The organism is Aureibacter tunicatorum (assembly GCF_036492635.1).
Taxonomy (GTDB): Bacteria; Bacteroidota; Bacteroidia; order Cytophagales; family Cyclobacteriaceae; genus Aureibacter; species Aureibacter tunicatorum.
The window spans coordinates 4333808-4359661 of record NZ_AP025305.1 but is presented as its reverse complement, the minus strand read 5'-3'; the positions used below and the strand labels follow the sequence as shown (position 1 = coordinate 4359661).

Sequence of the window (25854 nt, the reverse complement as noted above, 5' to 3'; positions counted from 1 at the left end):
AAAAGTTATTCGATGCAGAGATCCAATTATTGCAGAAGTAAGGTGGCATAATTTAAACAATTTATATGTTTCTGAAGGTTGACAGAATGGGAAGCAATAAAATAAGGGTTGTTGTATACTTTTCATCAAGGGAAAAAATCTAAAAAGGAGAATCAAAGAGGAAGAGGCGAGTCCGACTTGTCGCAAACGCCTGTAATGTTGCAGCGACAGGCTGATCATGAAGCTGTTTTCGGAAGAAAAGGCATTGTTCAGAGAGCTGTTGGGTTTGAAATCGAAAATGGGAAATATCGGATCTTCAAGGATAGAGAAGTGATGCGCGATTATACCAGCGGATTGTGGGAAGGAGTGTATTTGGACGAGTCAGAGGTGCATTATGTGCCGTTTAGAAAAGGAGAGGTATTGCTTGAGGGAGATGGTTTTACAATGCAGGTTGATATCTCTCATCCTGCCAAAATACCATATATGGAGATCGTTACTGATCCATTTCCTGAGACTACGCATGGCTATGAGTCCTTGACAAAGACAATGTCCATATTGGAGAATATGATGGAGTACATTAGGAAGTATGGATTTTGCCGTACTTATTTGTCCAGTTTGAAAAGGTTTGGCAGTGTTCCGGAGCAGTGGGAGGAAGTGGTGATTTGGTCGAGAGGATATCCTGCAGGCAGCTTCCAAATGACCGCAGGGATCAAGTTGTCTCAAGTTTCGCAATTGATGGAGGATTTGGGTTTTCAGCAAGAATCGGAGACGCCAGAAATGACAGAAAGAAAGAAGAATGGAAGAGATTCTTTGATGAAGCCAAGCGAAGGGTTTGAAGATGATTTATTGACCAAATACAGACGACAGTTGATGTTGAAAGAGGTGGCTGAAGTGGTCGAAGGAATGAAAAATGAATATCCTGTGCTGGAAAACAACGATTTATGCGGACTGATCAAGTTGATTGGCCATTATCTTATTTCAGCTCATGGAGTCGTTTATAGTTATCCCAAGAATTTTTCTTCCTTATTGCTTAGGACGGATTTTGCGGCGATGTTTGAATCTCTTCCAAGTCTGCTGAAAAGGTACCTCAGGAATCATAATCAGATTATATGGATGACGGTAGTCGATGAGATGAATAGACGTTTAGGGTTGGATGGTATTCATACCCGTTTGTTTAGATATGGGGTTTATCGTGGTATGCCTTTGTCTCATAGAAATATTCTAGGTTCGTTGTCCAAAAGAGATTGGTTGGAAAATATTCCTCAAGGAAGAGACTTGTTGACAAGTGAGCACTTTTCAAATAGGCAAAGAGCTTATGAGTTGGAGTCATTGGGAAGTTATGGGGATAAAATGGATATGGTAGGCGAAGAGCAAAATAAAAAAGCGCCAATAATCGAATTCAGGAATTTGAGGGATACGATGTCGTTTAAGAAATGGAAATCTTTTGCCCAAGAGTGTTTCAGGTATGTCGCTGCTGTTAACAATGGGACAGGGGAAAAATTCGGAGAAAGATCTTGAGGATATTTTTCCTGTAGAAATGAAAAAGCCTCCAAGAAATGAATTCAAGGAGACTTCTTATTTATAATTATAGGTTTATTGGGTTACGCATTCTGAACTTCTTCCTTAAGCTTTGCAATAGATTGCTTAGCGTCTCCAAAAAGCATTTTTGTATTGTCATTGAAAAATAATGGGTTCTCAATGCCGGCATATCCTTTGCTCATTCCTCTTTTCATGACTACAACTTGCTTGGCAAGCTCCACATCCAAGATCGGCATTCCGTATATAGGGCTGGAAGTATCGGTTTTGGCGGCCGGGTTTACAACGTCATTGGCTCCGATCACCAATACGACATCAGTAGTTGGGAATTCGCTGTTTGCTTGATCCAATTCCAAAAGTTTGTCATAGGATACATCAGCTTCGGCAAGAAGCACGTTCATGTGTCCGGGCATTCTACCGGCGACTGGATGTATCGCAAATTTGAAGTCAACGCCTTCTTCTTCAAGCAGGACTTCAAGTTCGTGAATAGTATGTTGAGCTTGAGCTACAGCTAGTCCGTAACCTGGCACGACAATGACTTTGCTGGCGTACTTGAGTTGAATGGCAAGGTCGCTGACTTGCACTTCTTTAATAACTTGATCTCCTTCAGCAGCGGCAGAACTTGAAGATGACGATATGCCGCCAATAATTACATTGAAAAGCGTTCTGTTCATGGCTTTGCACATCATGACCGTAAGGATTACACCTGACGCTCCTACCAAAATACCACCGATTATCATTACATTATTCGAGTAGATAAGGCCGGCTCCCATAGCTCCTATTCCTGTGATAGAATTTAACAATGAAATGACGACAGGCATGTCTCCACCTCCAATTGGGGTAACGAAGACAACTCCATATGTTAATGATAGAGCGAACAAAGCGATCACCAAGTTCATGTCTAGTTCAGATCCGGAAAGTATTAGACCGCAAATCACGAAAATGCCTATTAAATTCAAGACATTGATTACTTGAGGTGCAGGCAATTTAAGAGAATCTCTTAATGATCCATTTAGTTTTCCGTAAGCAATCAAACTCCCAGAGAAAGAAATACTTCCTATGACTAAAGCAAAGATATTAGTGAATACGGACCCGCTCATCATTTCGGTCTGAGCAGGAAGATTGTAAAATTCCACAAAGCCGATGAACATGGCGCATGCACCACCTAATCCATTGAATAAAGATACCATTTCCGGCATTTTCGTCATTTGAACTTTCTTAGCTGCAGTTAGCCCTATTGCCGAACCGACGATAACTCCTCCTAATATCCACAGATAATTGTTGGATGCGTCTTGCATCGGTTGAAATAGAGCTACGATGATGCCTAAGATCATTCCTGATGCGGCGATGAGGTTTCCTCGTCTTGCCGTTTCTGGGTGGCTTAAGCCTTTAAGACCAACGATAAAAAGCACTAAGCTTATTAGGTATAAAAGTTGAGATATAGTTGTTTCCATTTTAATTTCTTATTTCGCGTTTTACGATAACAGGCTTATGAGCTTTTGTTGTCTTTTTTCTTCTTGAACATTTCCAGCATTCTGTTTGTCACGGCAAATCCGCCGGCGACATTGATGATTGCTAATGCGATACCCACAGAGCCTAGTCCCAAAGAAAAGTAATCGTCTGGAGAAGCGCTTCTTACCAATATGATGGCACCAATAGCTACTACGCCACTGATCGCATTGGCACCTGACATAAGAGGCGTGTGCAGGACAGTTGGCACTTTACCGATGATTTCCATGCCAAGAAATGATGCCAAAACAAGCATGATGATCATTGGCAAGTTATCCGCGAAGAATTGTATGATGATTTCCAACATAATGGTCTAGTTGTTTTTCTTGTAAATATTTTCGTTTTGATGCGCTAAGCAACTTGCTGATACCAATTCGTTTTCCATATCTAGTTCACCAGATTCTGTGAATAGGATCTTGATGTAGTTCTCTATGTTTTTCCCGAATAAGATAGAAGCATGCTGGGAAATTTCTTCGGATAAATTGGAGTCGCCGATTACGCTGATCCCTTTGTAAGTCACTACTTTTTTATTTTCCGTTACTTCGCAATTACCACCTGTGATAGCTGCCAGATCAACGATAACGCTTCCGGGCTTCATGTTATCCAATGTTGATTTTGGCAAAAGCAATGGAGCTGGTCTGCCTCTCAACAAGGCGGTTGTGATGATGATATCAGCTTTTGAAGCTTTCTCAGCGATAAGCTCAGCTTGTTTCTTTTTGTAATCCTCTGTTTGCTCTACAGCATACCCGCCAGCGGCTTTGTCATCTGTAGCTCCTTCCACTTCGATAAATTTGGCGCCAAGACTCATTACCTCTTCTTTGGCCGCGGCTCTTGTGTCAAATACCTCAACGACAGCCCCAAGCCTTTTGGCGGTGGCGATCGCTTGAAGACCCGCTACTCCGGCACCTAATATGAGTGCTTTTGCCGGCGGAATAGTTCCTGCGGCGGTAGAAAGCATAGGTATGTATCTTGGGAAATAATCGCTGGCTTTAAGCACGGCTCTGTATCCTGCTATGGAAGCCATTGATGACAATACGTCCATAGCTTGAGCCAGAGTCGTTCTTGGAATCATATCCATGCTCAATGCGCTGATGCCCAATTGGGCGATTTGCTCGGCTATTTCAGGTTGGTTGAATGGAGAAAACTGGCTGACAATGATCGCATTCTTTTTCATCAAGCCAAGGTCATCCAAGCTAGGAGGGTTGATAGAAAATACAATATCGCAATTTTTCAAAAGTTCATCGCGACTTGTCGACTTAGCTCCAACAGCTTCATAATCCTCGTTGCTGAAAAATGCGGAAATTCCGGCATCTTTTTCTACAACTATTTCATAACTTTTGGAAAGTTTCTTTACTGACTCGGGGCTTATGGATACCCTATTGTCTGATAATTCTTTTAATATTCCTAATTGCATTTTCTTGGTTTTGTCATATGGCTATCTGCATAGTCCGAAGACTCTAATCAGGAAACTTGCTGTTGCAGATTTTTGTTGCATGATAGCATTTTAATAAAATCAAAGTAAAAGAATGCAATAGAGAGGTAAAATAATATGATAAAGATCATTTCAAGGGTTGCAGGATGGATTGTATCCGCTTTTGGGAAGGATCGAACGAAATATGACTTGTTAGAGTATTTCAATAATGAGTCTTTTTTTGAAGTCCATTTTTAGAAAAAAATAATAACAGCTGCAAAAAGCATGTGATTTGGAAAAAATGAGGATATGTCGACTCATAAAAAAAGCCTGATGAAAAAAATCATCAGGCTTCAATATTTTTTGATTATTTATATTTCTTATGCTTCGATTTCAGCTTCGTCAGCGTATGCTTCTGTAGGAATACAGCTGCACATCAAGTTTCTATCGCCATATGCGTTGTCTACTCTAGAAACTGAAGGCCAGAATTTATTAGATCTAACCGCGTCGTTAGGATAAACAGCATCTTCTCTAGTGTAAGCGTGATCCCAATCACCAAGAGCTTCTTCAGCCGTGTGAGGAGCATTCTTAAGCACATTGTCTTGAGCATCCACTCTTCCGTCGATTACATCTTGGATCTCTTGTCTGATAGAAATCAAAGCTTCGCAGAATCTGTCAAGCTCTTCCAAAGACTCGCTTTCCGTAGGCTCGATCATCAATGTTCCCGCAACAGGGAATGATACAGTTGGCGCGTGGAATCCGTAATCGATCAAACGCTTAGCTACGTCTTCTACTTCGATGCCAGCTGATTTGAATTGACGGAAATCAACGATCATTTCGTGAGCGCATCTTCCATTTTCATTAGTGTAAAGAATAGGAAGAACTTTTTCCAATCTTGCTTTGATATAGTTGGCATTCAAGATCGCCGTGCGAGTAGCTTCTTTAAGTCCATCAGGTCCCATCATTGCGATATAAGCGTAAGAGATAGGAAGGATGGAAGCAGATCCCCATGGAGCGGCAGAAATAGAAGAAATAGCTTTTTCTCCACCAGCTTCAGCGATTAACGGATTGCCCGGCAAGAAAGGAACCAAGTGAGCTGCTACTCCGATAGGTCCAACACCTGGTCCGCCACCACCGTGAGGGATGCAGAATGTCTTGTGCAAGTTAAGGTGACATACGTCAGCGCCAATGTTTCCTGGGCTAGTCAAACCAACCTGAGCATTCATGTTGGCACCGTCCATATATACTTGACCTCCGTTGTCGTGAATAATTTGAGTGATTTCCTTAATGCTTTCCTCGTATACACCATGCGTACTTGGGTAAGTAACCATCAAGCAAGAAAGATTATCTTTGTGAAGCTCGGCTTTGTTTCTCAAGTCTTCAACATCGATATTTCCTTTTTCATCACAGCTAACAAGAACGATCTTCATTCCAGCCAATGCAGCAGAAGCAGGGTTCGTGCCGTGAGCTGATGTAGGAATGATTGCTACGTTTCTATTGAAGTCGCCATTGTTCTCATGATAAGCTCTGATAGCCATAAGACCTGCGAACTCACCTTGAGCGCCTGAGTTAGGCTGAAGTGAAGTGCCAGCAAATCCAGTGATTTCGCTTAGCCACGCTTCTAGGTTAGTGAATATTTCAGCATAACCTTGAGCTTGCTCTACTGGAGCGTAAGGGTGGATTTTGCCAATTTCAGGCCAAGTTACAGGAATCATTTCCGCTGTCGCGTTAAGCTTCATCGTACATGATCCAAGCGAGATCATTGAGTGCACCAAAGAAAGGTCTTTGTTCTCAAGTCTCTTGATATATCTTAGCATTTCATGTTCCATTTGGTATTTGTTGAACACTTCATGCGTAAGGAATTCAGTATCTCTAGCTACTCCTTCAGGGAAAGAAACTTCTAGTTCCGCGACTGCAGCTTCCAAATCGAATGATTTGCCGGAAACCTCAGCGAATACGGAAAGAATTTCTTCGATATCCTCCACAGAAACAGACTCTCCAATAGAAATACCTACGTGATTAGTCTCGAAATATCTGAAGTTGATGCTTTTTGCTTCAGCAGCAGCTTTGATAGCAGCTTTTTGCTCTTCCGAGTCAACAGCTACTTTGATGCTGTCAAAGTATACTTCGTTTTCTTGTTTGAAGCCTAATTGCTCAATTCCGTTAGCCACAGCTTTAGCGGAACCATTGATTTTCGAAGCGATATCCGTCAATCCTTTAGGTCCGTGATAAACAGCGTACATACCAGCCATTACCGCTAGAAGTACCTGAGCCGTACAAATGTTTGAAGTTGCTTTTTCTCTCTTGATATGCTGCTCGCGAGTTTGAAGAGCCATTCTGTAGCCTTTTTTGCCTCTTCTGTCCATAGACACACCGATGATACGTCCAGGAATCTGTCTCTTATAGTCTTCTCTTGTCGCGAAGTAACCAGCGTGAGGACCACCATAGCCCATAGGAACACCGAATCTTTGCGAAGAACCGCATACAACGTCAGCATTCATAGCTCCAGGAGCTTTCAAAAGAGTCAATGACAATAAGTCAGCCGCTACAGCCACTTTTACGTCATTTTCATGAGCGGAAGCGATCAAAGCTTCAGGGCTGTTCACCGCGCCGTCGTTATTAGGGTACTGAACCAAGATACCGAAAAGCGTCTCGTCAGTTACGTCCACATTAGCGATATCATCAATGATAAGCTCTACGCCGATAGGCAAAGCTCTCGTTTTGATAACATCGATAGTCTGAGGAAATACATTGCTGTCAATGAAAAACTTGTTCGCAGTTTTTTTCTTTTTACCTTTTCTCAAGCTATAGAATACACCCATAGCTTCAGCGGCAGCTGTTCCTTCATCCAATAAAGAAGCGTTGGCGATTTCCATTCCTGTAAGATCAGTGATCACAGTCTGGAAATTAATCAAAGCTTCAAGTCTACCTTGAGCGATTTCAGCTTGGTATGGCGTATAAGCTGTATACCACCCCGGATTCTCAAAAATGTTTCTTAAGATAACATTCGGAGTGATGGTGTCATTATAACCAAGACCGATATATGATTTGAAAACCTTGTTTTTACCAGCGATAGCTTTGAAGTCTCTAATGAAGTCAAACTCACTTAGAGCTTCCGGCAAGTCAAGTTCTTGCTGAGAACGAATAGCCGAAGGTATCGTCTCATCTATCAATTGGTCAACACTTTCAACGCCAATCGTCTTAAGCATAGCGTTTATGCTCTCTTGATCCGAATTGTTGTGGCGTCTGTCAAATCGGTCTACTGCGCGTAAATTAATTTTAGTCATCGTATGAAAGCTTTTTTTCATGTAAATGCGGCCAAGTAAGTTCTACCACATTTAACGTATAATACTCCCTAAATTATATGTAAAGGTAGTTTAAAAAAATAAATTCTTGTCTTTTTTAATGATCAAAATCATTAAGAGGATTAAAAAAAAATAAACCTTGCGTTAAATAATATTTTCGAGATACTATTTTCCATGGGAAACGTATTTTTTTAGCTTATTCGAAAGCTCCTGTCCCGACTAATACGATGAAAAGTATCAAATGGATGGCCTGTGTGCGTTGAATTATTGCCCAAGCCATCCTTCTTGTTGTGAATTTATCGTCTTTTTTTTCTGTTTTTCGACGAGGAATAAGCGGTGTTTTTGCCTCTGGTTTTTCTATCTTTTATAGAATTTTTGGACTTGACGCCTTTTTTGTCACTTGTGTTAGGTTTTCTCTTTTTTTCATGAAAAGCGCCCTTGAATGTCGGATCTTCTTTCTTTTTGATGTCATCAAGAGCCCTGAGAATTTCCTGTTGCTCAGCGAATGGAGTTTTCTCTATGGCTACTGAATTGGGGATTTCTTTTACAGGAATTTCCTTTTGAATAAGGTCCTCTATTTTTTTGAAATGATACTCTTCCAAAGGATTTATGAAAGAGATCGCCTCTCCTTCGTTTTTCGCTCTTCCAGTTCTTCCAACTCTATGCACATAGTCTTCATAAATGGGCGGAGTGTTGAAATTGATTACATGGCTAACCTTGCTTACGTCAATTCCTCTGGCAGCTACGTCTGTAGTGACAAGTATTCTAACTTCTCCGTTTTTGAAGGCTTCCATGGCATTGATACGGCTGTTTTGGCCTTTATTGGCATGTATGGCCTTGATTTTGCCATTTGCTTTGCGTTCGAGAAATTTAAATATGTTTTCCGCTACCGACCTTGTGTTTACGAAGATGATCACTCTGTTGAATCGTTCCTCGTCTTCCAAGAGATGAAACAACAAATTGATTTTAGTTTTGAAGTTGGGAACTTTGTATACCCTTTGGTCGATAGTGTCTACAGTGGTAGCTTGCGGAGCCACTTCCACTTTTTCAGGAAATTCCAAAAATTCTTCGGAAAGCGTAAGCACTTTTTCGGGCATGGTGGCAGAGAAAAGCAAGTTTTGACGCTTGCGAGGAATGATCTCTAGCAGTTGCCTGATTTGTGGCATGAAGCCCATATCCATCATTTTGTCAGCTTCGTCAAGCACTAAGGTCTTAAGTTGCCTGGTATTGATATCGCCTCTTTTGTAAATATCCATAAAACGTCCGGGAGTAGCGACGATGATATCTGCTCCTTTTTGAATATTTTCAATTTGCGTTTTGGGACCTACTCCGCCATACAGCGTAACTTGCCTTATATCAGTGTATTTGGACAGCTTTTCGATATTGTCCGCGATTTGCATGACAAGCTCTCTGGTGGGTGCGAAAATCAAGGCTCTTGGATCGTTGCCTTGAGCGTATTTGATTTTCATCAGTAAAGGCAATACAAATGCGGCGGTCTTGCCTGTACCCGTTTGAGCGATTCCAAATAAGTCGTGGCCAGCTTGGACTAGTGGAATAGCCAGTTTTTGTATTTCCGTTGGCTCAGTGTACTCAAGATCCTTGATGGCATTAAGGATTTGTTTGTTGAGCTTGAAGTCCTCGAAAGTTTGTATATTTTTTGACATAGTCGTTTTTCTATTCTAGCGTATGAATGCGCCATTATGGCTAGCCAATTCAATTTATTGTGTTTTTTGGCTAATATATTAAGCTCTAATTTGTACCTTGCTAGCAGTGCAAAGCTTAATAAATTTTGATAAATGATGAGTTCCTATCTAATACTCAACGCAAATATAGTCAATGAAGGCAAGATCACGACTGCTGATTTGCTAATAAAGAACGGAAAAATAGCCAAAATAGCATCCGATTTGTCTGACGAGAAGGCGGACAAGCTGATTAATGCTTATGGAAAGTACTTGTTGCCGGGATGCATTGACGATCAAGTGCATTTTCGCGAGCCGGGTTTAACTCACAAGGCTGAGATATATACGGAAAGCAAGGCGGCAGTGGCTGGCGGTATCACTTCATTCATGGAAATGCCGAATACAGTTCCCAATACAGTGACTCAAGAGTTGCTTGAAGCGAAATATCAAAGAGCTTACGATGTGTCTTTGGCGAACTATTCATTTTACATGGGAGCTACAAATGACAATCTTGAGGAAGTCTTGAAAACCGACCCTAGCAAAGTGTGCGGAGTAAAAGCATTCATGGGTTCTTCTACCGGCAACATGTTGGTGGACAATGAGAAAACGCTTGAAGGGTTGTTCTCCAAGGTTAAGATGCTTATCGCTGTTCATTGCGAAGACGAGGCTACTGTGAGAGGCAATACGGAGAAGTTTGTCGAAGAGTATGGCGAGGATATTCCAATCACCGCTCATCCGAAGATTAGAAGCGAGGAAGCTTGTTACAAGTCTTCGTCCATGGCTGTGAGATTGGCCAAGAAGCACGGCACAAGATTGCATATTTTGCATATTTCCACTGCCAAGGAAACAGAGCTTTTTGACAATAGCATTCCTTTGGAAGAAAAAAAGATCACAGCAGAGGCTTGTGTGCATCACCTGTGGTTCACTGACAAGGATTATGAAGAGAAGGGCACTTTGATCAAGTGGAACCCAGCAGTGAAGACAGAGAGCGATAGAGAGGAAATCTTCAACGCAGTGCTTGATGATCGCATCGATGTGATCGCTACAGACCATGCTCCTCATACTTTGGATGAGAAAGACAATAAATATTTGAAAGCTCCTTCAGGTGGTCCTTTGGTTCAACATAGTTTGGTTTCGATGTTGGAGCATTATCACAGTGGCAAGATCAGTTTGGAAAAAATTGTAGAGAAAATGGCGCATAGTCCGGCAAAACTTTTTCAAGTTGAGGGCAGAGGTTTTGTGAGGGAAGGCTATTTCGCTGATTTGGTTTTGGTGGATTTGGACAGCCCATGGACTGTAAGCAAAGAAAATATTTTAGCAAAGTGCGGATGGTCTCCATTTGAAGGACAAACGTTCAAATCAAAAGTTTTGAGGACGTTTGTGTCTGGTAATCAGGTGTATAACGATGGCGAATTCGACGAGACTGAAAAGGGGATGAGACTTTCGTTTAATCGAAGCTAAAAAAAAAGTCAACTATTTTGGTAGTAGTGTTTGCAATTTAAATTCTTCCTACTACCTTTGCATTCCCAAACGGAAAAATGGTGATTGTAGCTCAGCTGGTTAGAGCGCTGGTTTGTGGCACCAGAGGTCGCCGGTTCGAACCCGGTCTTTCACCCATTATTTTACGTGTTGGGAATCTGAATATCAAATGGTGATTGTAGCTCAGCTGGTTAGAGCGCTGGTTTGTGGCACCAGAGGTCGCCGGTTCGAACCCGGTCTTTCACCCTTTTGAAGTTCAGGATTAAATAAAGTTCTTGGTGTGGTAGTTCAGCTGGTTAGAATGCCTGCCTGTCACGCAGGAGGTCGCGGGTTCGAGTCCCGTCCATACCGCTAAGAAAGCTTTTTTTGATCGAATGGTTTACTAATTAATTGGTGTGGTAGTTCAGCTGGTTAGAATGCCTGCCTGTCACGCAGGAGGTCGCGGGTTCGAGTCCCGTCCATACCGCCAAATCATTCGATAGTCGAAAGACAAAAATATTCTGGTGTGGTAGTTCAGCTGGTTAGAATGCCTGCCTGTCACGCAGGAGGTCGCGGGTTCGAGTCCCGTCCATACCGCCAGAAAAGCTTTCTGACATATTGAGAATCAAAAAATACTGGTGTGGTAGTTCAGCTGGTTAGAATGCCTGCCTGTCACGCAGGAGGTCGCGGGTTCGAGTCCCGTCCATACCGCCAAGATTTGATTCTCAAAATATTACCAAGGTGTGGTAGTTCAGCTGGTTAGAATGCCTGCCTGTCACGCAGGAGGTCGCGGGTTCGAGTCCCGTCCATACCGCAAAAAAGCGTTCCGAATTCGGAACGCTTTTTTTGTTTATTATTTTTTATGCGAACATATAGCAGGACAAATTACTATTAAAACCATGTATCGCACTTGTCACTTAAAGCGTCAATATTTCAGGTCAAAATCTTTGACAAAAGGTATTGCCTTATTTCCTCTGAGTACTTTGCCTGTTCAAGCTTTGATGAGCGATGCGGATTTTTTGGCGAAAACTCCCAGAACAGAAGAAATATCTAAACTTAACCCTGAGCTGTCGCAAATAAAGACACCGAGTTAGTTCCGTGAATCCTTATTGGCATAAAATACATATTATTGAAAATTGGATTAGAAGAGATTATGGGCTTGGCGATCGAAAGTGGTCATGGCAAGTGAATAGCCGGTCCCATATGGATAAACTAAAATCCGAAATGAAATAAAAAAGTCCATTTAAGGTGGCCTTAGCGATGGTCTAATGCTTTGATGTTCCTTTGGGTAAAGATTTGTAAATAATGAAAGAATATGTAAAAGGGATCAATGTTATGACAAGAATGATACTTATGAAAGCTATAAAGAGAGTTGTTGGTGTTAAAATCAATGACAAGACCAGAATCGAAATACCTCCGATAAACCATAGTTTTCCGCCTAAAAGATGAGTCTTTTTCCAGACGGTTTCATTTTCTAAAGTCCAAGGGGTCTTGATCCCAATAAAGTAATTCGGCTTGACCGTTTTCATGTAATTTCCTAAAAAGGCAAATAGTCCGCCTAGTAGGCCTATAATTAGATTATTAGGCAAAGTTTGTCCACTCTTTGAAATAACCATAATAAAGCAGGAGATGATCGTTAAAAATAAGGTTATGCCAAGGCTTAAATTGTAGAACTTATTTCCCATTTCTAGAATTCTTTTTTTGGGATCAATAAATGGGACTGCCATCATGATTCCATAAATGATAAAAGGAATCAAAGAAATAAGTATCAAGCTGTTTTTAGTTCCCCATTGATCCGCTTCCCCTTTGTAGTTCCAATGAATGGGGACAGGTTCTGAAAAATCAGGCCACCATATTATGAGCAGTATTGGCGGGATGGATGCTAGAATTATAGAAGGGACTAGTTTTGAAACCATGTTTTTCATTGTTGTTATTTCCTTAGTGTTATAATCCAGTTCATGATATCTTCCAGTATAGTCGTGTTGATGGAGTAAGTAATGTATTGTCCTTTTTTCTCACTACTTACTAAATCAGCTCTTATAAGCATATCCAAATGATGAGAAATACTGGGTTTACTCATATCAAATTTTTCAGCGATCTCACCAGCGGTCATGTCCTTGTCTTTGAGCAATTCAAGAATTTCTCTTCTTGTATTATCGTTCAGCGCTTTAAATATTTGATTCATTAGATAAATGTCTAAATACTATAAGGCAATCACTGAGCTTATAGTTGTGATCATTTGCTTTTTTATTTTAAAGTCATTTCAGCTAGTAAGCGTGGCAATTTTGACCAGTATTTATGAGCTGATTTTATATTGGAATTATTTTAGTTGTAGATAATGATCAAGGTTTAGCATACTTCTTTAAAAACATATTGCAATGAAAGCTTATACGATTCCATCTACCAATAGAATTGAGGACTTGAAGATTGAGAGAATGAACACTCCTATACCGGGACATAAAGAGGTGCTTGTCAAAGTCAAGGCAATTGGATTGAACCCTGTGGATTATAAAATCATAGAAGGAAGTTTTGGAAATTTGGAAGCGGGACACATACCTGGTGTTGATGGAGCTGGAGAAGTGGTGTCTGTGGGAGATGGAGTGGAGAGCATAAGATTTGGGCAGAAAGTGATGTTTCATGCTGATTTGAGCAAGAATGGATCATTTGCGGAGATGATTTCGATTCCTGAGCATGTGCTAACGGTAATTGACGATAGGTTGACTTTCGAGGAGGCTGCGTGTATTCCATGTGCAGGATACACTGCATATCAAGCTATCGTAAGAAAGATGAATATTAAAGAGGGAGACAAGCTATTGGTGCAAGGTGGTTCTGGCGGAGTTGGATCTTTTGCCATTCAGATTGCCAAGTCCTTGGGAGCTTTTGTCATTACGACATGTTCAGGCATTCATGAACACTATGTCAAGGAGCTGGGAGCGGATGTTATGATTAATTATCATGATCATGATGTGTTGCATGATGTTATGGAAATGACCGATGGTGTTGGAGTGGATGCGGTCTTGGATACTGTTAGTGGAGGCTCGGCAACTCAGGCATTGAAAATGCTGGCATTTAACGGGCAATTGGCTTTTATAGCAGGAGCTCCGGATTATTCCAAAGTGAAGCCATTTGGCAAGGCTTTGTCGTTTCATGAAGTTGCTTTGGGGGGAACTTATTTGTCTGGGAATTTCAAGGCGCAACAAGATTTGGCAAATATGGGCAAGGAACTATTGTTCATGCATGCGAATGAAACGCTCCAATTGCCTAAAATGAGAATCTATGATTTCGGTGGGTTGCCCGAAGCGCTTAATCATTTGAAACAAAGGCATTATGCAGGGAAATTGATAGTCAGAGTTGATTAAATTGCACTATGTGACAAAAGTCAGTTTCTTTTTTTGAGGAATTACGTATATTAATAATAGTAAGAAATACAGCAATGAAGTTTAACAATTGGGCCTTTGTATGGAAATAAGGTGACATGTTAGGAGCGTGCGTCTTTTTCCTGCAGGATAATCAAACGAGGAATTAGAGTATATGTATAACTATAGATTCGCACGTCATGAAAGCTTATCATTTACACCCGAACCCAGAGACTCGCCAGTTTTTGTTGATAATGGTGCTTGGCGGTCTTGCTGTTGTTTTGCTGGCCAATATGGCAAGCATATGTGAACAATTGTCTGAATGGCTGATTCCGATGGTATACAGGTTGGCGCAGCACTTTGGATGGCCTCAATGATGATTGATTAATGCAGTATAACTCGATAATTGAAATTAACCGTCTTGAAAAATGGGACGGTTTTTTATTTTTTGGCAACTATTCCTAATTTGCCGTTGTTTGATTTACGCTGCATCTCCTTTATGAAAGACGAAAAATTATTAGTAAGGCCAATATCATCTCTACTGGTGGAGTATTCTCTTCCGGCTATCTTCGGAACGTTAATGACATCCATTTATGTGTTTGTGGACGGGGTGTTTATTGGACATTCAGTTGGCGCGTTGGGTCTTGCGGCGATAAATATTACTTGGCCGATCTTTAGCTTCTCATTCGCCATAAGCATCATGTTGGCTATGGGTGGAGCTACAGTGGTTTCTGTGAGTTTTGGCACCGGCAAGTATACACGAGCTAATAGAGCATTCAACAATACCTTGTATGCTGTGTTTGTCATAGCCATGATATTCTCTTTTTTCAGCATTTCTTTGCCAGAGCATATATTGACTATGTTGGGCGCTAATGGAGCGATCATGCCCTTTGCCAAAAGGTATTTGGTGAATTTGATGTATTTCAATTTCTTCTTCATGGGAACTTATGTGCTGGATTTTTTCGTAAGAAATGACGAGCATCCAAAATTTGCCATGGCCTGTATCGTTTTGGCGGCAGTTTTGAATACATTGTTTGATTATTTTTTTATTGTTCGGTTTGGTTGGGGAATGGAAGGAGCTGCATGGGCTACAGGATTTTCTCAGTTGATAGCATTTTCAGTATTGATTTTTTTCTTTTTGTCGAAACGTGGAAAGCTAAGATTAAGCTGGTGCAGATTTGAAATGCCATTGTTGGGGAGAATAGTTTACAATGGTTTTTCTGAATTTGCCACTGAAATGTCGATGGCGATTGTCACTTGGATATTTAATTTGGTATTGATCAAGAGTTATGGAGAGTTGGGAGTGTCGGCATTTTCGATAGTGACTTATGTATCTCTAATTGTCATGATGGTATTCATTGGAATCTCACAAGGCTTGCAGCCTATCGTCAGCTATAATCATGGAGCAGGTGTGCATGATAGAGTTAAGAAGGCTTTGGTTGTTACCTTGCAATATGTGTTTGTATTAGGGCTTTTGTTTTACGCTTTGTTTGTTTCTTTCGCTCCTTTTTTCATAGATTTCTTCATACGAGGAAACAAAGAGTTGTTTGACTTGACTTATCACGCTATTCATATTTTCTCGATATCATTTATGTTTTCTGGTTTGAACATCGTCATGATAGCTTTTTTGACATCATTGGAAAGAGCAAAGCTTTCGGCGGCAATTTCTTTGGTGAGGAGCTTGGTTTTGGTCTTGATAGGAATTATGTTTTTGCCGATGATTTTTGGAAACTCAGGGATTTGGATGTCTGTGCCTTTGTCTGAGTTGGGAACTTTTTTGATCTTTGTTTATTTGTTTAAATTCAGTCCTTTCAAGAAAAAAATTGGCTTTTGATATGTGTTTTAATTTTAAACGTAATGCTGTCCTTTTTTTATTGATTTTGTCATTTTCAATTTCGTCTTGTTCTAAGAAAGTAAAAGATGTGGGAGTAGCTTCATATTGGAAGAGCGCTTATTTGAAAATTTCATCGAATGATAGCCTCCATTATGTGAGTGTTCCAAGTGATTCCGCTGTGGCTTCATTAGTGATGATTCATGGTTCTCCCGGAGATTTTACGGTTTTTGAAAGCTATTTAAAGGATTCTTTATTGGCTAGAAAATTTGAAATGTATGCTGTCGACAGACCAGCCTTTGGCAAATCAAAATTTCAAGACAAGCAAACGCTACTTGAGCAATCGGAAGTGATTAATAAATTAGTGGAAGAGGATTTTGTCAAGGCTCCTGTAGTTGTGATGGGACACTCTTACGGTGGAGGTGTTGCGGCGTATTTGATGGCCTTGGATAATGAGAAAGTCAAGGCTGCGGTATTGTTGGCGCCAACTTTAGCTCCTGATTTGCAAAAGAAAAAATATTACAATTATATCGCTAAAGGATTGTCTCCGGTAATTGGGAAAACTTGGAGAAGCAGCAATCGAGAGATGTGGACTTTGGCGGAAGAACTAAAAATGGTTGGAGATAGCTTGAAGAATATCACAGGCAAGGTGTATTGGCTTCATGGTACTAAAGATTGGTTGGTTCCCTATGAGACAATCGATTTTGCACAGTCGATGGTATCGGACAGCGTTATTGATGTGGTGACCATTGACAAGGGAAGCCATTTCATCCCATGGAAAAATGAGAATGAAGTAAGGGAATTGATTTTTAGAGCATTGGATGAATTGGATTAGATATGGAAAAATTGTATATATGTTTGCTTGATTTTTTATTCATAATTTATTTTTCAAATTCATCAGTTGCAGAGCAAATTGAAGTTAGGTCTTGCAATGTTGATTCAACGAGCCAACGTGTTTTTGTTTTGATCACTAGGGAAAATTTGGAAGACATGAATTTTCTAAAAAGTGTAATTCATGAAATTCAGGCAAAATTTTCATCGTTTGAGAAATTGAAAATTTCTTTTTATGATGATGAAGAAAATTGTGGGTATAAGATTGAGGTTTTAGGTGATGATCCCGAAACTTCTATTATTAAAAATAATGATGTGAAAAATCATTATTTAGGAGATTATGATTCAGAGTTTAGAATCTTAAAAATATTTAAGCCAGGGAATTGTTTTATTGTAGAGCGAGAAATTCTTTTAGATCCAAAAAAATAGCTTTATGCCTGTATATTTTTTCTATTTAATGATTATGATTTTAATTGTTGGTTTGCCGATTACAGCTTTTATTTTTTATAACAAAGCTCAGGTTGTGACGAAACTGGCAAATCAAGAGCAGGTAAAATTGTCAAATTTTTCTGATGGAGATATTGGTAAAGTGGTCGGTGAGGTAATAATGGTAGGGGAGCCAATGATAGCGCCTTTGTCGAAAAGGGAGTGTGCGTACTATCGAGTACAAGTACATGAGGAAAAAGGAGGAGGAAATAGAAGATCTTGGCATTTGAGAATAGACGAAGATAAAGCGTCAAAGTATTTGCTTAAGGAAAATGGTCAATACATATTTGTGGATGATCGGAATTTAAAAGCGGATATTGTTGAAGATGTGGAATTGTATTCTGGTTTTTTAAATGATGCTACTTCGGAGCTTAAGAGTTACTTGAAAAAGCATGATTTTAAGAGCGAGAATCTTTTTAGAATGAATAAATCCTTGAAATACACCGAAGCGATATTGGGACTTGAGGAAAAAGTAGCTGTATTAGGACAAGGTATGTGGAAAGATCCAGAAGAGCTGGGTTTTTCTGAAGAGTATGGAAAAATACTGCATATTAAAGCGGTGAAAGGATCGCTTTATTTGAGTGATAATACTGAAGCTACTGTTAATTTTTCTTCTTCATGAGCTATTTTGATATTTTTAAAAAATGAAATGAACGCGAAGCTAAATAATTAGCTTCACGCTCTTGATAGTTATAGTTAAGTAAGAAGAGAGAATAGAATATTTTTATTATATGCCTAGGCCATCCATCGGATTAGGGTATACGAAATGATAATCCAAAGCTTTTTTGATTTTGTCTGAATTCACGATTCTGTAAGGCAAATGTCCTTCGATGAATATTGGAGCTGGAGTGCCAGCTGTTTCACAGGCTTTGGTGTAAAACTCCCTTCTTGAAGGATGTTCGTCTGAAGAAGCGTTATAAGTTTCATTCCATAGGTTTCGCTCAATAATTCCTTCGATGATGTTAAGGCAATCGGTCAGGTGAATCATATTCACTGGTTCGTCAGCGCCTTTCATTTCTTTGCCGGAAAAATACTTTCCTGGTTGGTAACTGCCTCCAATCAAACCTGAGAATCTTACGACTGTCGTATCAAATTTGTCTTCAAGTGTGAAGATTTCCTCTGCGTCTAGCCAGATAATGTCGGAGAAAGGAGATGTGATTCTTTGTTCGTCTTTCTCAGTTACTACTTTTCCTTCACTGGCATAAGCTGCTGTAGTGCTTATAAAGATGATTTTTGAAATGCTTGATTGCTTCAAATGCGGTATTAGCGACTTTAATTGGTCCATGTAGCTTTTCCCACCTTCTTGAGATCTTGACGGAGGAATGTTTATCAATAAGATATCGCTGGACAAAAAATCGTTCATTAACGGTTGCGATAACTCATTTTTAAGATTGATTAAAAAAGGTTGAATGCCTTTTTGCTCAATGATTGGCAGTTTTTCTTCGCTTGTAGTGGAACCTTTGACTTTGTATCCTTTTTGAGTTAATCTTTCTGCGAAGGGAAGTCCAAGCCATCCGCAACCAAGTATGCTTATATGTTTCATTTCATTAATTTCTATTTAGACTTGATAAATATAGAGTTTTTTTAATTACCATCCCAGTTTAACGTTTTCTTTCATATATCAGCTTGATGATTTTTCTTTTCGCATATTGTTTGGACATAGATTATTCCAAAATTTTTCAAAAAGAGGATATAGCTCAGGCTTTTTGCTTCGTTTATTGGTTAATTTTGTGAGTCAATTCACAAGATAGTATCACATAAAGAACTTTCATATATGAAGATTGCTGTTTTCAGTACCAAAGCGTATGACAAGGATTACCTTGAACGCTATAACACATTTGGTTTCAAGCTAACTTTTTATAAAGTCAGGTTAACAGAAGAAACCGCTCATTTTGCTAAAGGACATGACGCTGTTTGCGTATTTGTTAATGATCAAATTACAGCCGAAGTTCTGGAGATATTGAAAGAAGATGGCGTTCAGATGATAGCTTTGAGATGCGCGGGCTTTAATAATGTAGATCTTGAAAAGGCAATGGAATTGAAAATGCCTGTGTTGAGAGTTCCAGCATATTCACCGCATGCGGTTGCAGAGCATGCTTTGGCACTGATACTTACTTTGAATAGAAAAACTCATAAAGCTTATAATAGAGTTCGAGACATGAACTTCTCTTTGGAGAGGTTGGAAGGCTTTGATTTATATAATAAGACGGTTGGGGTAATCGGTACCGGTATTATCGGTTCAGTGTTTGCCAAGGTTGTCAAGTCTTTTGGCTGTAGAGTTATTGCTTTTGACGTGAAAGAAAATGAGGAGCTAACAGCTATGGGCGTTGAGTACGCATCTTTGGAAGATCTTTTGCCTCAATGCGATATCGTTTCTTTGCATTGTCCTTTGTTGCCGTCGACTTATCATTTGATCAACAAGGAGACTTTGAAATTGATGAAGCCGGGATCAATGTTGATTAATACAAGCCGTGGGGCTTTGGTGAATACGAAGCATGTGATTAAAGCTTTGAAATCCAGACACCTTGGTTATTTGGGAATGGATGTGTATGAGATGGAAGACAAATTGTTCTTTAGAAATTTGTCAGAGAAAATTATCGAAGATGACCAAATAGCGAGATTATTAGCTTTTCCAAATGTGTTGATTACAGCTCACCAAGCATTCTTCACGGATGAGGCTTTGACTCAGATTTCTAAAACAACTTTGAATAATGTGAATGAATTTGCGAATCATTTGCCATTGACGAATCAAGTTACATTCTAGGAATATCAAATAGGGTAGAGGGGATGATTAAGAGTTTGACGATTATATTTTCATTGCTGTTCGCAGGTAATGCTTTAAGTGCTTTGCTGGGAATACCAGTCCCAGGAAGTATTATCGGCATGCTGCTGATGACTTTGTCGCTTCATTTCAAATGGATTGATGTAGAATCAGTGAAGCCTGCTTCTGACTTATTGAATAAGGAAATGGCATTTTTTTTCATTCCGCCGGGAGTGGGGTTGATGCTATATCTGGATGTGATTAAAAATGAATGGATGGCGATATTGCTGTCATGTGTATTGAGCACCTTCATGATCATGTTTGTGGTTGCGTATTCTTATAAATGGCTGAAAAGCGATGAATCTTAGTTTATGGAAGACATTTTCAAAAGTCCGGAATTTTCTATAGCTTTTACCTTTTGCGTGTATCATTTAGCGAGATTGCTGCATAAGAGGTTTGGATATTTTTTTCTTAACCCTATCTTGGTGAGCATCGCTGTGATCATTGCTTTTTTGCATGCGCGGGGTATATCATATGAAGAATATAGCCAAGGAGGAAACATCATAAGCTTCTTCTTAGGGCCTGCCGTAGTAGCTCTCGGAGTGCCGCTTTATTTGCAACTACCTACGATAAAAAAAGAAGCGAAAGCGATACTTGTATCCACATTCGCTGGCAGTATAAGCGGTGTGATTGCTGTCATGATTATTGGGAAGTTGTTTGGAGCTTCTTCGGAGGTGATCTTATCAATGCTCCCCAAAGCAGTGACTACGCCTATAGCGATGGGCATCGCGGAAAATATCGGAGGAGTGCCATCGATGACTGCGGTGTTTGTCATGTTGGCGGGGCTTACAGGGTCGATTTTTGGCATTGGCTTTTTGAAATTGACAAAAGTGAAGCATTCAAAAGCAATGGGCTTGGCTATGGGAGCGGCTTCTCACGGATTAGGAACGGCTGCTGTATCGGAGCTAGGCAAAGAACATAGCGCTTATGGAGGACTAGCATTGGGAATTTGTGGTGTGATTACAGCAGTGGTGACTCCATTGTTGTTGGAGCTTGTCTTGATGTTTGTGGAAATTTAATTCATCATATCCACACCATGTGGATAAGTGTTGTAGATAACTTATTATTTATCTTGCTGAATATTAAATATTAAGCTATTTATTCACAAATATTGTGGATAAATAGCTCTATTATGAACAATTATCCTCATTATTTGAATCTAGCAGTATTGTATTGTGAATTATTTCTGAATAATGGCAGTTTGATAATGTATTAAAGCTGATTATTTTCAATTTAGGCCATCAGGTTTTAAAAATTCTTTAGGATGTTGAATACTTTATCAACAATATGTGGATAAATAGTATATATAATCCTTATTTACTCTTTTTAAGAAAATTATCAATTATAATTATGCACATTTAGATGTGGAAAAGTGGATAAGTTATGCTTTTTAATTTATCAAATAAATAAAAGTATGAGTCCGCAGGGACTCTGAGCTAATTTTTATTAGATTTATCCCTGCTTTGGACTTAAATATCTTGTGTTTTGATTTTGATCGTTTCGTGGCTAAACCAATTGTTCATCATAGCCATGACGACGAGTCCTAATGTGTTTTTTAATTTTAAAGCATTCAATATTCGAATACGATGTCCTTCCACCGTTCTTTTGCTGATGAAAAGCTTTTCGGCGATTTCTTCATTGCTCATTTGCTGGCAAACGATTAGCTCAATGATTTCAATTTGCCTTGGCGTAAGCAGGTCTTGGATAGAGTCTTTTTTGTCGCCTTCTGGTTTGATACGAATGTCAGCGATATGATTTTTATTGATATAGTAACCTTGCAAATGAATAGCTTCTATAGCTGTTCTGAATTCATGGCAGCAAATATTGATGGGAAGGTAGGCGTTGAAGCCTTTCTCAAGCCAATGGCTATTGTTTTCAAGTTCATACGATGGATATAAAGCTATGTATTTGCAATCGATATATGGAAATAGTGATCCTATAGTATCTAAGTACTGGCTGTAGTTGCAATCGCTGTCAAGTTCTATGATAAAAATCCATTGATTGTCTTCTTGTTGATGGCTTTGCAGCATGGATCTAATTTTTTCGAAATTATTTTGAATATAAATATTCGAAATGAAAGAGATTTTACCCAAGCAAAGTTTAAGTCCTTCCGCAACAAGATTTTTGTCGCTGATAATAAAAATGTTAGTGTTTTGTTTGTTGTTCGTAGTAGTCATTGTTGAAATAATTATGATGAAATAGTTAGTGAGAATATGTATAAAAGAAGTTGACTATATGATTGCCACAGTTCATAAGTGACTATTGCTGGGCCGATATAGATACTTTTGCAAATCGAAAAATCGAACAAATATGCAATAAACCGTTTTTCTTGAATAAGTAAATAATTTTAAAGAATAATAGGAGTGTTTCATGATTGAATAGGTAGTGTTGAAAAACTAATTGTAACCGTTCACAAGTTAGTATGAGGGGAATTTATACTGTAGCGTAAAATTACCTGAAGTGAAAATGGGGTGTTAATACCTTAATTTGTTGGAAACTGGCTTTAGCGTATTTGCACTCTAGTGCGAAAGGAGTCGATTCTTTTACTTTGTCATATCCTTTGAGGACAACGTTTCGGAAGACAACGTTTTGCGAAGTGTTGATACCTGTTAGGATGGATGACCGGTCAAGTAAATTTCATATTTCTAACTAATTAAATTTTAACATTATGGCAATTGACACTACGCCATCTACGGTGGCAACGAATGCATTGCAGGCGATTCCTTTCTCGAGTTTGATAGGTGGACCTTTGGATGCGGCTATTAGCGCTCAGGCACAAGCGGCAAAGACTAGCTGGGAGTTTATTGAGCATGTTGGTTTGAATGAAAACAAGGACACTGGACAGAAAGAAGCTGTCAATGTTACATTCATGTATAACAAAGATGGTAAGATGACCAAGCTTATCGTACCGATCTTGACAATTGTGCCAATTCCTTATATCGCTGTGGATGAGATCAACATTAATTTCAAGGCGAATATTTCCGCTTCTTCATCTTCTGTGAGCTCTTCTTCTTCTAGCGTTGCTAGTTCTGGTTCGGTAAAAGGAACGATGAAAGCGGGATGGGGACCTTTCAGTATCAAGTCAAGCTTCGGAGCCAACTACTCAAGCAAGAAAGACTCAAAAGCTTCTTCAGAGTCCAAGTATTCGGTGGAATACACTATGGATGTCAATGTGCACGCAAGCCAATCGGATATGCCTTCAGGTATGTCGGCTGTCTTGAACATATTGCAGCAAAGTATCACTGGAGTGTCTAAGGATGGAGACTTCATATTCGAAGACTTGGTGATCTCTGAGTTTGCAGGAGGTAACTTTAGTGGTAAGCTAAAAGTGCAAGCAATGAATGGAACTGGGTTGTACGCTGCTGGCGAGGGTGTGACTTTGACTTATACTGGATTGACTGATGCTGGAGATGCAAAAGTAACTCTTCCAGCTCCAACAGATCCTTTGGAAACGGATAGCAAAGGTCGCGTTGAGTTTGATATTTCTGGTAGCTATACAGCTAGTGGTGATATTAGTATAGAAGTTCCTTTTGAGTTATCAATGGGTGACTTGAAAGAAAGTGGTAAAATATACTTAAACGGCGTCGCTCCAGAAGCTAATGGAGGTGGTGGAGGTGAATAAACCTCTTAAAATAAACGTCTTCCTTATGTGAGGAGGGCGTTTGTCCCTGATATTTAATTGCTCTATCGGGAATGCAAGCATCTTAATAGCTGATGCCTGTCCGTTTTATTCTATTTCAGACTTTCAATATTAAAATTATGACAATCGAAAACGTAGTATCCAATATTTTGGAAGGATTAGCGCTGGCCCAGTACGAATCCTATAAATTTTCGGCAGACAAGCATGCTAGTATCAAGGATCGCTTGTTTCCCATACCTGTGGCGGAAGTGAAGGAAGTCACTTTAGACTTCTGTTACGCTTACCAAGAGGGCTATGACGCGCCGCAGATCAAAGCTGTGGATTATGTGCGAATATATCATGCTATTGAGGATGAAGCTGAAGCGCATATCGACAATATTTTCACCCATATCGAAACGCATGTCAGAAACAATTCTTCTATCGGTTCTGAGGTCGAAAAGGACGAGATCATCGCAAGACTTAAGGATGGAAGATTTGTGCAGCCGATATTGGGCTTGTTTGAGACTAAGTTCGTCAATGCATTGAAGTTGAACTTGGATCCGACGTCGATACCAGTAAGCTTATTGCAAGACATTGGCACTTACACTTTGCTGGAAGAGTCTGTCACGGAAGTATTGCTTGATGATGACAAAATCAAGCCTGTGTACGAAAGTACAGGTTTTGGGAGTATTTACCTGAATATGGGAGACAGAGCCAATGCTTTTAAATTGAATGTAAATACGATTATTTACAAAGGAATGAGCATTACTCTTGATGAGAACAAGTTGCAAGAGCTTCCGGACAGCTCGATTCAGAAAGCAAAATTGGTGCTTTCATTGAAAAATGTATCCTCCAAAAACAATAGCGATAGCGCCGCTTGATAAAGCAAAGCAGTCGGCGACTTTCTGAGAATGAAGATGATGGAAAGTTGCAATGCAAATGAAGATTAACGAATGAATACCATGTGACACCTATCGGGCATTCGAAGGAATGCCCACTCTTTTCATAACACCAGACTCCGGGTTGAAATGGAGATGCGGGGCAACTCGGAGTTTACTAAGCATGCTTATGCATGCGGCATTACTTAACACCCTTAAGAAATAAACCAGATATCTATTATGAGTTTTTACGAAGATTCAGCAGCAGGACTTGAAGAGTTGTTTTCAGCTCCGCTCAACGCAGTGATTAGCGCGGATATCAATTTGTCTAGCCGTATAGATGAATTTATCAAAACGTATGGCTTTGAGATAGGCGCGAATGGCGAAGCGGACTTGGGCAAATTGAGAATGATATCGTTTACCTACACCGTAGATGGCCGTAATCGAATTATGAGGGTTCCTGCGCTCTCGATTATCCAACTACCCTTGCTTCAGATCAAAGAAGCGGACTTTGACATGGAAGTGCAGCTTTCTCATAGTTTGGAAGAAGTGGAGGTGCTTGAGGTGCCGCCAGAAGGAGGAGATCCTGTTCCTGTCAAGAAGAAGCAAACGAAGGTGAAAGGCTCGATGGCTCCCACGCAAGGAAGCAGCACAAGCAAAGAGAGTGTCAATTCCAATATGAAAGTGAAGTTGCATATGGGGCAAGCGGATTTGCCAGGGGGATTGATGAATTTGATGCAAGCTTTGAACGAGGCGTCTCATTTGGAGGAAGAGCCGGATGGAAAGCTGTCAGTGTCTCCCGAAATGCCTAAAATCGATACAACGCAACTTTCGAGTACAGGCTTTAATCAAAAAGTGTATCCATTTTCATTGACGATTACTGTCTCGTATCAAGACATGAAGAATAATGAAATTTCGGATGAGATAGTAAGTTTGCAAATCAGCAATGCCTTGCCGGGTGTTGTATTCAGCCAGACAGAGTTGAAACAGACAACCAATGCGGAGGGAATCGCCGCATTTGAATTGTCAGGAGAAGTATTCAAAGATGAATATCAACAAGGCATGGCCTATGTGAAAGTATTTGTCGATCAAGATCCTCGTATTAAGTCGAATGGGCAAATAGAATTCATAGGCCAGCCGGCTTCTTAAATCATA

Annotated in this window: 23 protein-coding genes and 7 tRNA genes; 21 read left to right on the top strand and 9 right to left on the bottom strand. The window is 39.9% G+C overall.

What is annotated here, in order from left to right:
* Nucleotides 1–111 precede the first annotated feature (111 nt).
* Entirely contained in the window at nucleotides 112–1497 is a 1386-nt protein-coding gene (locus tag AABK36_RS18355; RefSeq protein WP_309936603.1) for a hypothetical protein, read from the top strand.
* A gap of 83 nt (nucleotides 1498–1580) precedes the next feature.
* Here the strand turns inward: AABK36_RS18355 and AABK36_RS18350 are convergent, their stop codons facing one another.
* The 5 genes from AABK36_RS18350 to AABK36_RS18330 form a co-directional block, all read right to left on the bottom strand.
* Nucleotides 1581–2969, bottom strand: a complete 1389-nt coding sequence (locus AABK36_RS18350) for an NAD(P)(+) transhydrogenase (Re/Si-specific) subunit beta (protein ID WP_309936602.1) — start codon at nucleotides 2967–2969, stop codon at nucleotides 1581–1583.
* Between the two features lie 35 nt (nucleotides 2970–3004).
* Nucleotides 3005–3331, bottom strand: coding sequence for an NAD(P) transhydrogenase subunit alpha part 2 (locus AABK36_RS18345; protein ID WP_309936601.1), 327 nt, complete (start codon nucleotides 3329–3331; stop codon nucleotides 3005–3007).
* A gap of 6 nt (nucleotides 3332–3337) precedes the next feature.
* Nucleotides 3338–4438: an NAD(P) transhydrogenase subunit alpha gene (locus tag AABK36_RS18340; RefSeq protein ID WP_309936599.1), complete on the bottom strand. Its 1101-nt coding sequence runs from the start codon at nucleotides 4436–4438 to the stop codon at nucleotides 3338–3340.
* 377 nt (nucleotides 4439–4815) lie between these two features.
* Nucleotides 4816–7743, bottom strand: a complete 2928-nt coding sequence (gene gcvP, locus AABK36_RS18335; RefSeq protein ID WP_338390295.1) for an aminomethyl-transferring glycine dehydrogenase — start codon at nucleotides 7741–7743, stop codon at nucleotides 4816–4818.
* 293 nt (nucleotides 7744–8036) lie between these two features.
* Complete coding sequence (locus tag AABK36_RS18330; protein WP_309936597.1) at nucleotides 8037–9404, bottom strand: DEAD/DEAH box helicase; 1368 nt, start codon at nucleotides 9402–9404, stop codon at nucleotides 8037–8039.
* A gap of 135 nt (nucleotides 9405–9539) precedes the next feature.
* Between AABK36_RS18330 and AABK36_RS18325 the strand changes: the two genes are divergently transcribed.
* The 9 genes from AABK36_RS18325 (at nucleotide 9540) to AABK36_RS18285 (ending at nucleotide 11971) form a co-directional block, all read left to right on the top strand.
* Entirely contained in the window at nucleotides 9540–10880 is a 1341-nt protein-coding gene (locus AABK36_RS18325; protein WP_309937924.1) for a dihydroorotase, read from the top strand.
* 79 nt (nucleotides 10881–10959) lie between these two features.
* A tRNA-His gene (locus AABK36_RS18320) sits at nucleotides 10960–11035 on the top strand.
* Between the two features lie 34 nt (nucleotides 11036–11069).
* Nucleotides 11070–11145, top strand: a tRNA-His gene (locus AABK36_RS18315).
* Between the two features lie 30 nt (nucleotides 11146–11175).
* Nucleotides 11176–11249, top strand: a tRNA-Asp gene (locus tag AABK36_RS18310).
* Between the two features lie 41 nt (nucleotides 11250–11290).
* Nucleotides 11291–11367 (top strand) — tRNA-Asp (locus AABK36_RS18305).
* A gap of 33 nt (nucleotides 11368–11400) precedes the next feature.
* A tRNA-Asp gene (locus tag AABK36_RS18300) sits at nucleotides 11401–11477 on the top strand.
* A gap of 37 nt (nucleotides 11478–11514) precedes the next feature.
* Nucleotides 11515–11591: transfer RNA gene (locus AABK36_RS18295), tRNA-Asp, on the top strand.
* 26 nt (nucleotides 11592–11617) lie between these two features.
* A tRNA-Asp gene (locus tag AABK36_RS18290) sits at nucleotides 11618–11691 on the top strand.
* Between the two features lie 85 nt (nucleotides 11692–11776).
* Nucleotides 11777–11971 (top strand): hypothetical protein, encoded by a 195-nt coding sequence (locus tag AABK36_RS18285; RefSeq protein ID WP_309936596.1) that lies wholly within the window; start codon nucleotides 11777–11779, stop codon nucleotides 11969–11971.
* A 171-nt stretch (nucleotides 11972–12142) separates the two neighbouring features.
* On the opposite strand, the gene AABK36_RS18280 is transcribed toward AABK36_RS18285, so the two are convergent.
* Nucleotides 12143–12793, bottom strand: a complete 651-nt coding sequence (locus AABK36_RS18280) for an SdpI family protein (protein ID WP_309936595.1) — start codon at nucleotides 12791–12793, stop codon at nucleotides 12143–12145.
* A gap of 14 nt (nucleotides 12794–12807) precedes the next feature.
* Nucleotides 12808–13062, bottom strand: a complete 255-nt coding sequence (locus AABK36_RS18275; RefSeq protein ID WP_309936594.1) for an autorepressor SdpR family transcription factor — start codon at nucleotides 13060–13062, stop codon at nucleotides 12808–12810.
* Between the two features lie 193 nt (nucleotides 13063–13255).
* On the opposite strand from AABK36_RS18275, the gene AABK36_RS18270 reads away from it, so the two are divergent.
* From AABK36_RS18270 to AABK36_RS18250, 5 genes are all read left to right on the top strand, one after another.
* The gene (locus AABK36_RS18270) at nucleotides 13256–14236 is read left to right on the top strand and encodes a zinc-binding dehydrogenase (RefSeq protein WP_309936593.1); all 981 of its coding nucleotides are present in this window, start codon (nucleotides 13256–13258) and stop codon (nucleotides 14234–14236) included.
* Between the two features lie 496 nt (nucleotides 14237–14732).
* A complete protein-coding gene (locus AABK36_RS18265) occupies nucleotides 14733–16067 on the top strand; it encodes an MATE family efflux transporter (RefSeq protein WP_309936592.1) in 1335 nt (444 codons plus the stop codon).
* A gap of 1 nt (nucleotide 16068) precedes the next feature.
* Nucleotides 16069–16899 carry an alpha/beta fold hydrolase gene (locus AABK36_RS18260; RefSeq protein ID WP_309936590.1) on the top strand — a complete coding sequence of 277 codons (831 nt, stop codon included), beginning with the start codon at nucleotides 16069–16071 and terminating at the stop codon, nucleotides 16897–16899.
* A gap of 2 nt (nucleotides 16900–16901) precedes the next feature.
* Nucleotides 16902–17324, top strand: a complete 423-nt coding sequence (locus AABK36_RS18255; RefSeq protein WP_309936589.1) for a hypothetical protein — start codon at nucleotides 16902–16904, stop codon at nucleotides 17322–17324.
* Between the two features lie 4 nt (nucleotides 17325–17328).
* Entirely contained in the window at nucleotides 17329–18003 is a 675-nt protein-coding gene (locus tag AABK36_RS18250; RefSeq protein WP_309936588.1) for a hypothetical protein, read from the top strand.
* A 105-nt stretch (nucleotides 18004–18108) separates the two neighbouring features.
* On the opposite strand, the gene AABK36_RS18245 is transcribed toward AABK36_RS18250, so the two are convergent.
* Nucleotides 18109–18924, bottom strand: a complete 816-nt coding sequence (locus tag AABK36_RS18245; RefSeq protein WP_309936587.1) for a Rossmann-fold NAD(P)-binding domain-containing protein — start codon at nucleotides 18922–18924, stop codon at nucleotides 18109–18111.
* A gap of 231 nt (nucleotides 18925–19155) precedes the next feature.
* On the opposite strand from AABK36_RS18245, the gene AABK36_RS18240 reads away from it, so the two are divergent.
* The 3 genes from AABK36_RS18240 to AABK36_RS18230 are packed head-to-tail and all read left to right on the top strand — an operon-like array spanning nucleotide 19156 to nucleotide 21221.
* Complete coding sequence (locus AABK36_RS18240; RefSeq protein WP_309936585.1) at nucleotides 19156–20145, top strand: 2-hydroxyacid dehydrogenase; 990 nt, start codon at nucleotides 19156–19158, stop codon at nucleotides 20143–20145.
* A gap of 23 nt (nucleotides 20146–20168) precedes the next feature.
* Complete coding sequence (locus AABK36_RS18235; RefSeq protein ID WP_309936583.1) at nucleotides 20169–20510, top strand: CidA/LrgA family protein; 342 nt, start codon at nucleotides 20169–20171, stop codon at nucleotides 20508–20510.
* Nucleotides 20511–20513: 3 nt separating this feature from the next.
* Entirely contained in the window at nucleotides 20514–21221 is a 708-nt protein-coding gene (locus AABK36_RS18230; RefSeq protein ID WP_309936581.1) for an LrgB family protein, read from the top strand.
* A gap of 450 nt (nucleotides 21222–21671) precedes the next feature.
* On the opposite strand, the gene AABK36_RS18225 is transcribed toward AABK36_RS18230, so the two are convergent.
* On the bottom strand, nucleotides 21672–22379 hold the full coding sequence (locus AABK36_RS18225; RefSeq protein WP_309936580.1) for a response regulator transcription factor: 708 nt from the start codon (nucleotides 22377–22379) through the stop codon (nucleotides 21672–21674).
* A 491-nt stretch (nucleotides 22380–22870) separates the two neighbouring features.
* Here AABK36_RS18225 and AABK36_RS18220 point away from each other — a divergent pair, with 491 nt between their 5' ends.
* From AABK36_RS18220 to AABK36_RS18210, 3 genes are all read left to right on the top strand, one after another.
* Nucleotides 22871–23824, top strand: a complete 954-nt coding sequence (locus AABK36_RS18220) for a DUF2589 domain-containing protein (protein WP_309936579.1) — start codon at nucleotides 22871–22873, stop codon at nucleotides 23822–23824.
* Nucleotides 23825–23961: 137 nt separating this feature from the next.
* A complete protein-coding gene (locus AABK36_RS18215) occupies nucleotides 23962–24702 on the top strand; it encodes a hypothetical protein (protein ID WP_309936578.1) in 741 nt (246 codons plus the stop codon).
* A 237-nt stretch (nucleotides 24703–24939) separates the two neighbouring features.
* Nucleotides 24940–25848 carry a DUF2589 domain-containing protein gene (locus AABK36_RS18210; RefSeq protein ID WP_309936577.1) on the top strand — a complete coding sequence of 303 codons (909 nt, stop codon included), beginning with the start codon at nucleotides 24940–24942 and terminating at the stop codon, nucleotides 25846–25848.
* The last annotated feature ends 6 nt before the right edge of the window (nucleotides 25849–25854 follow it).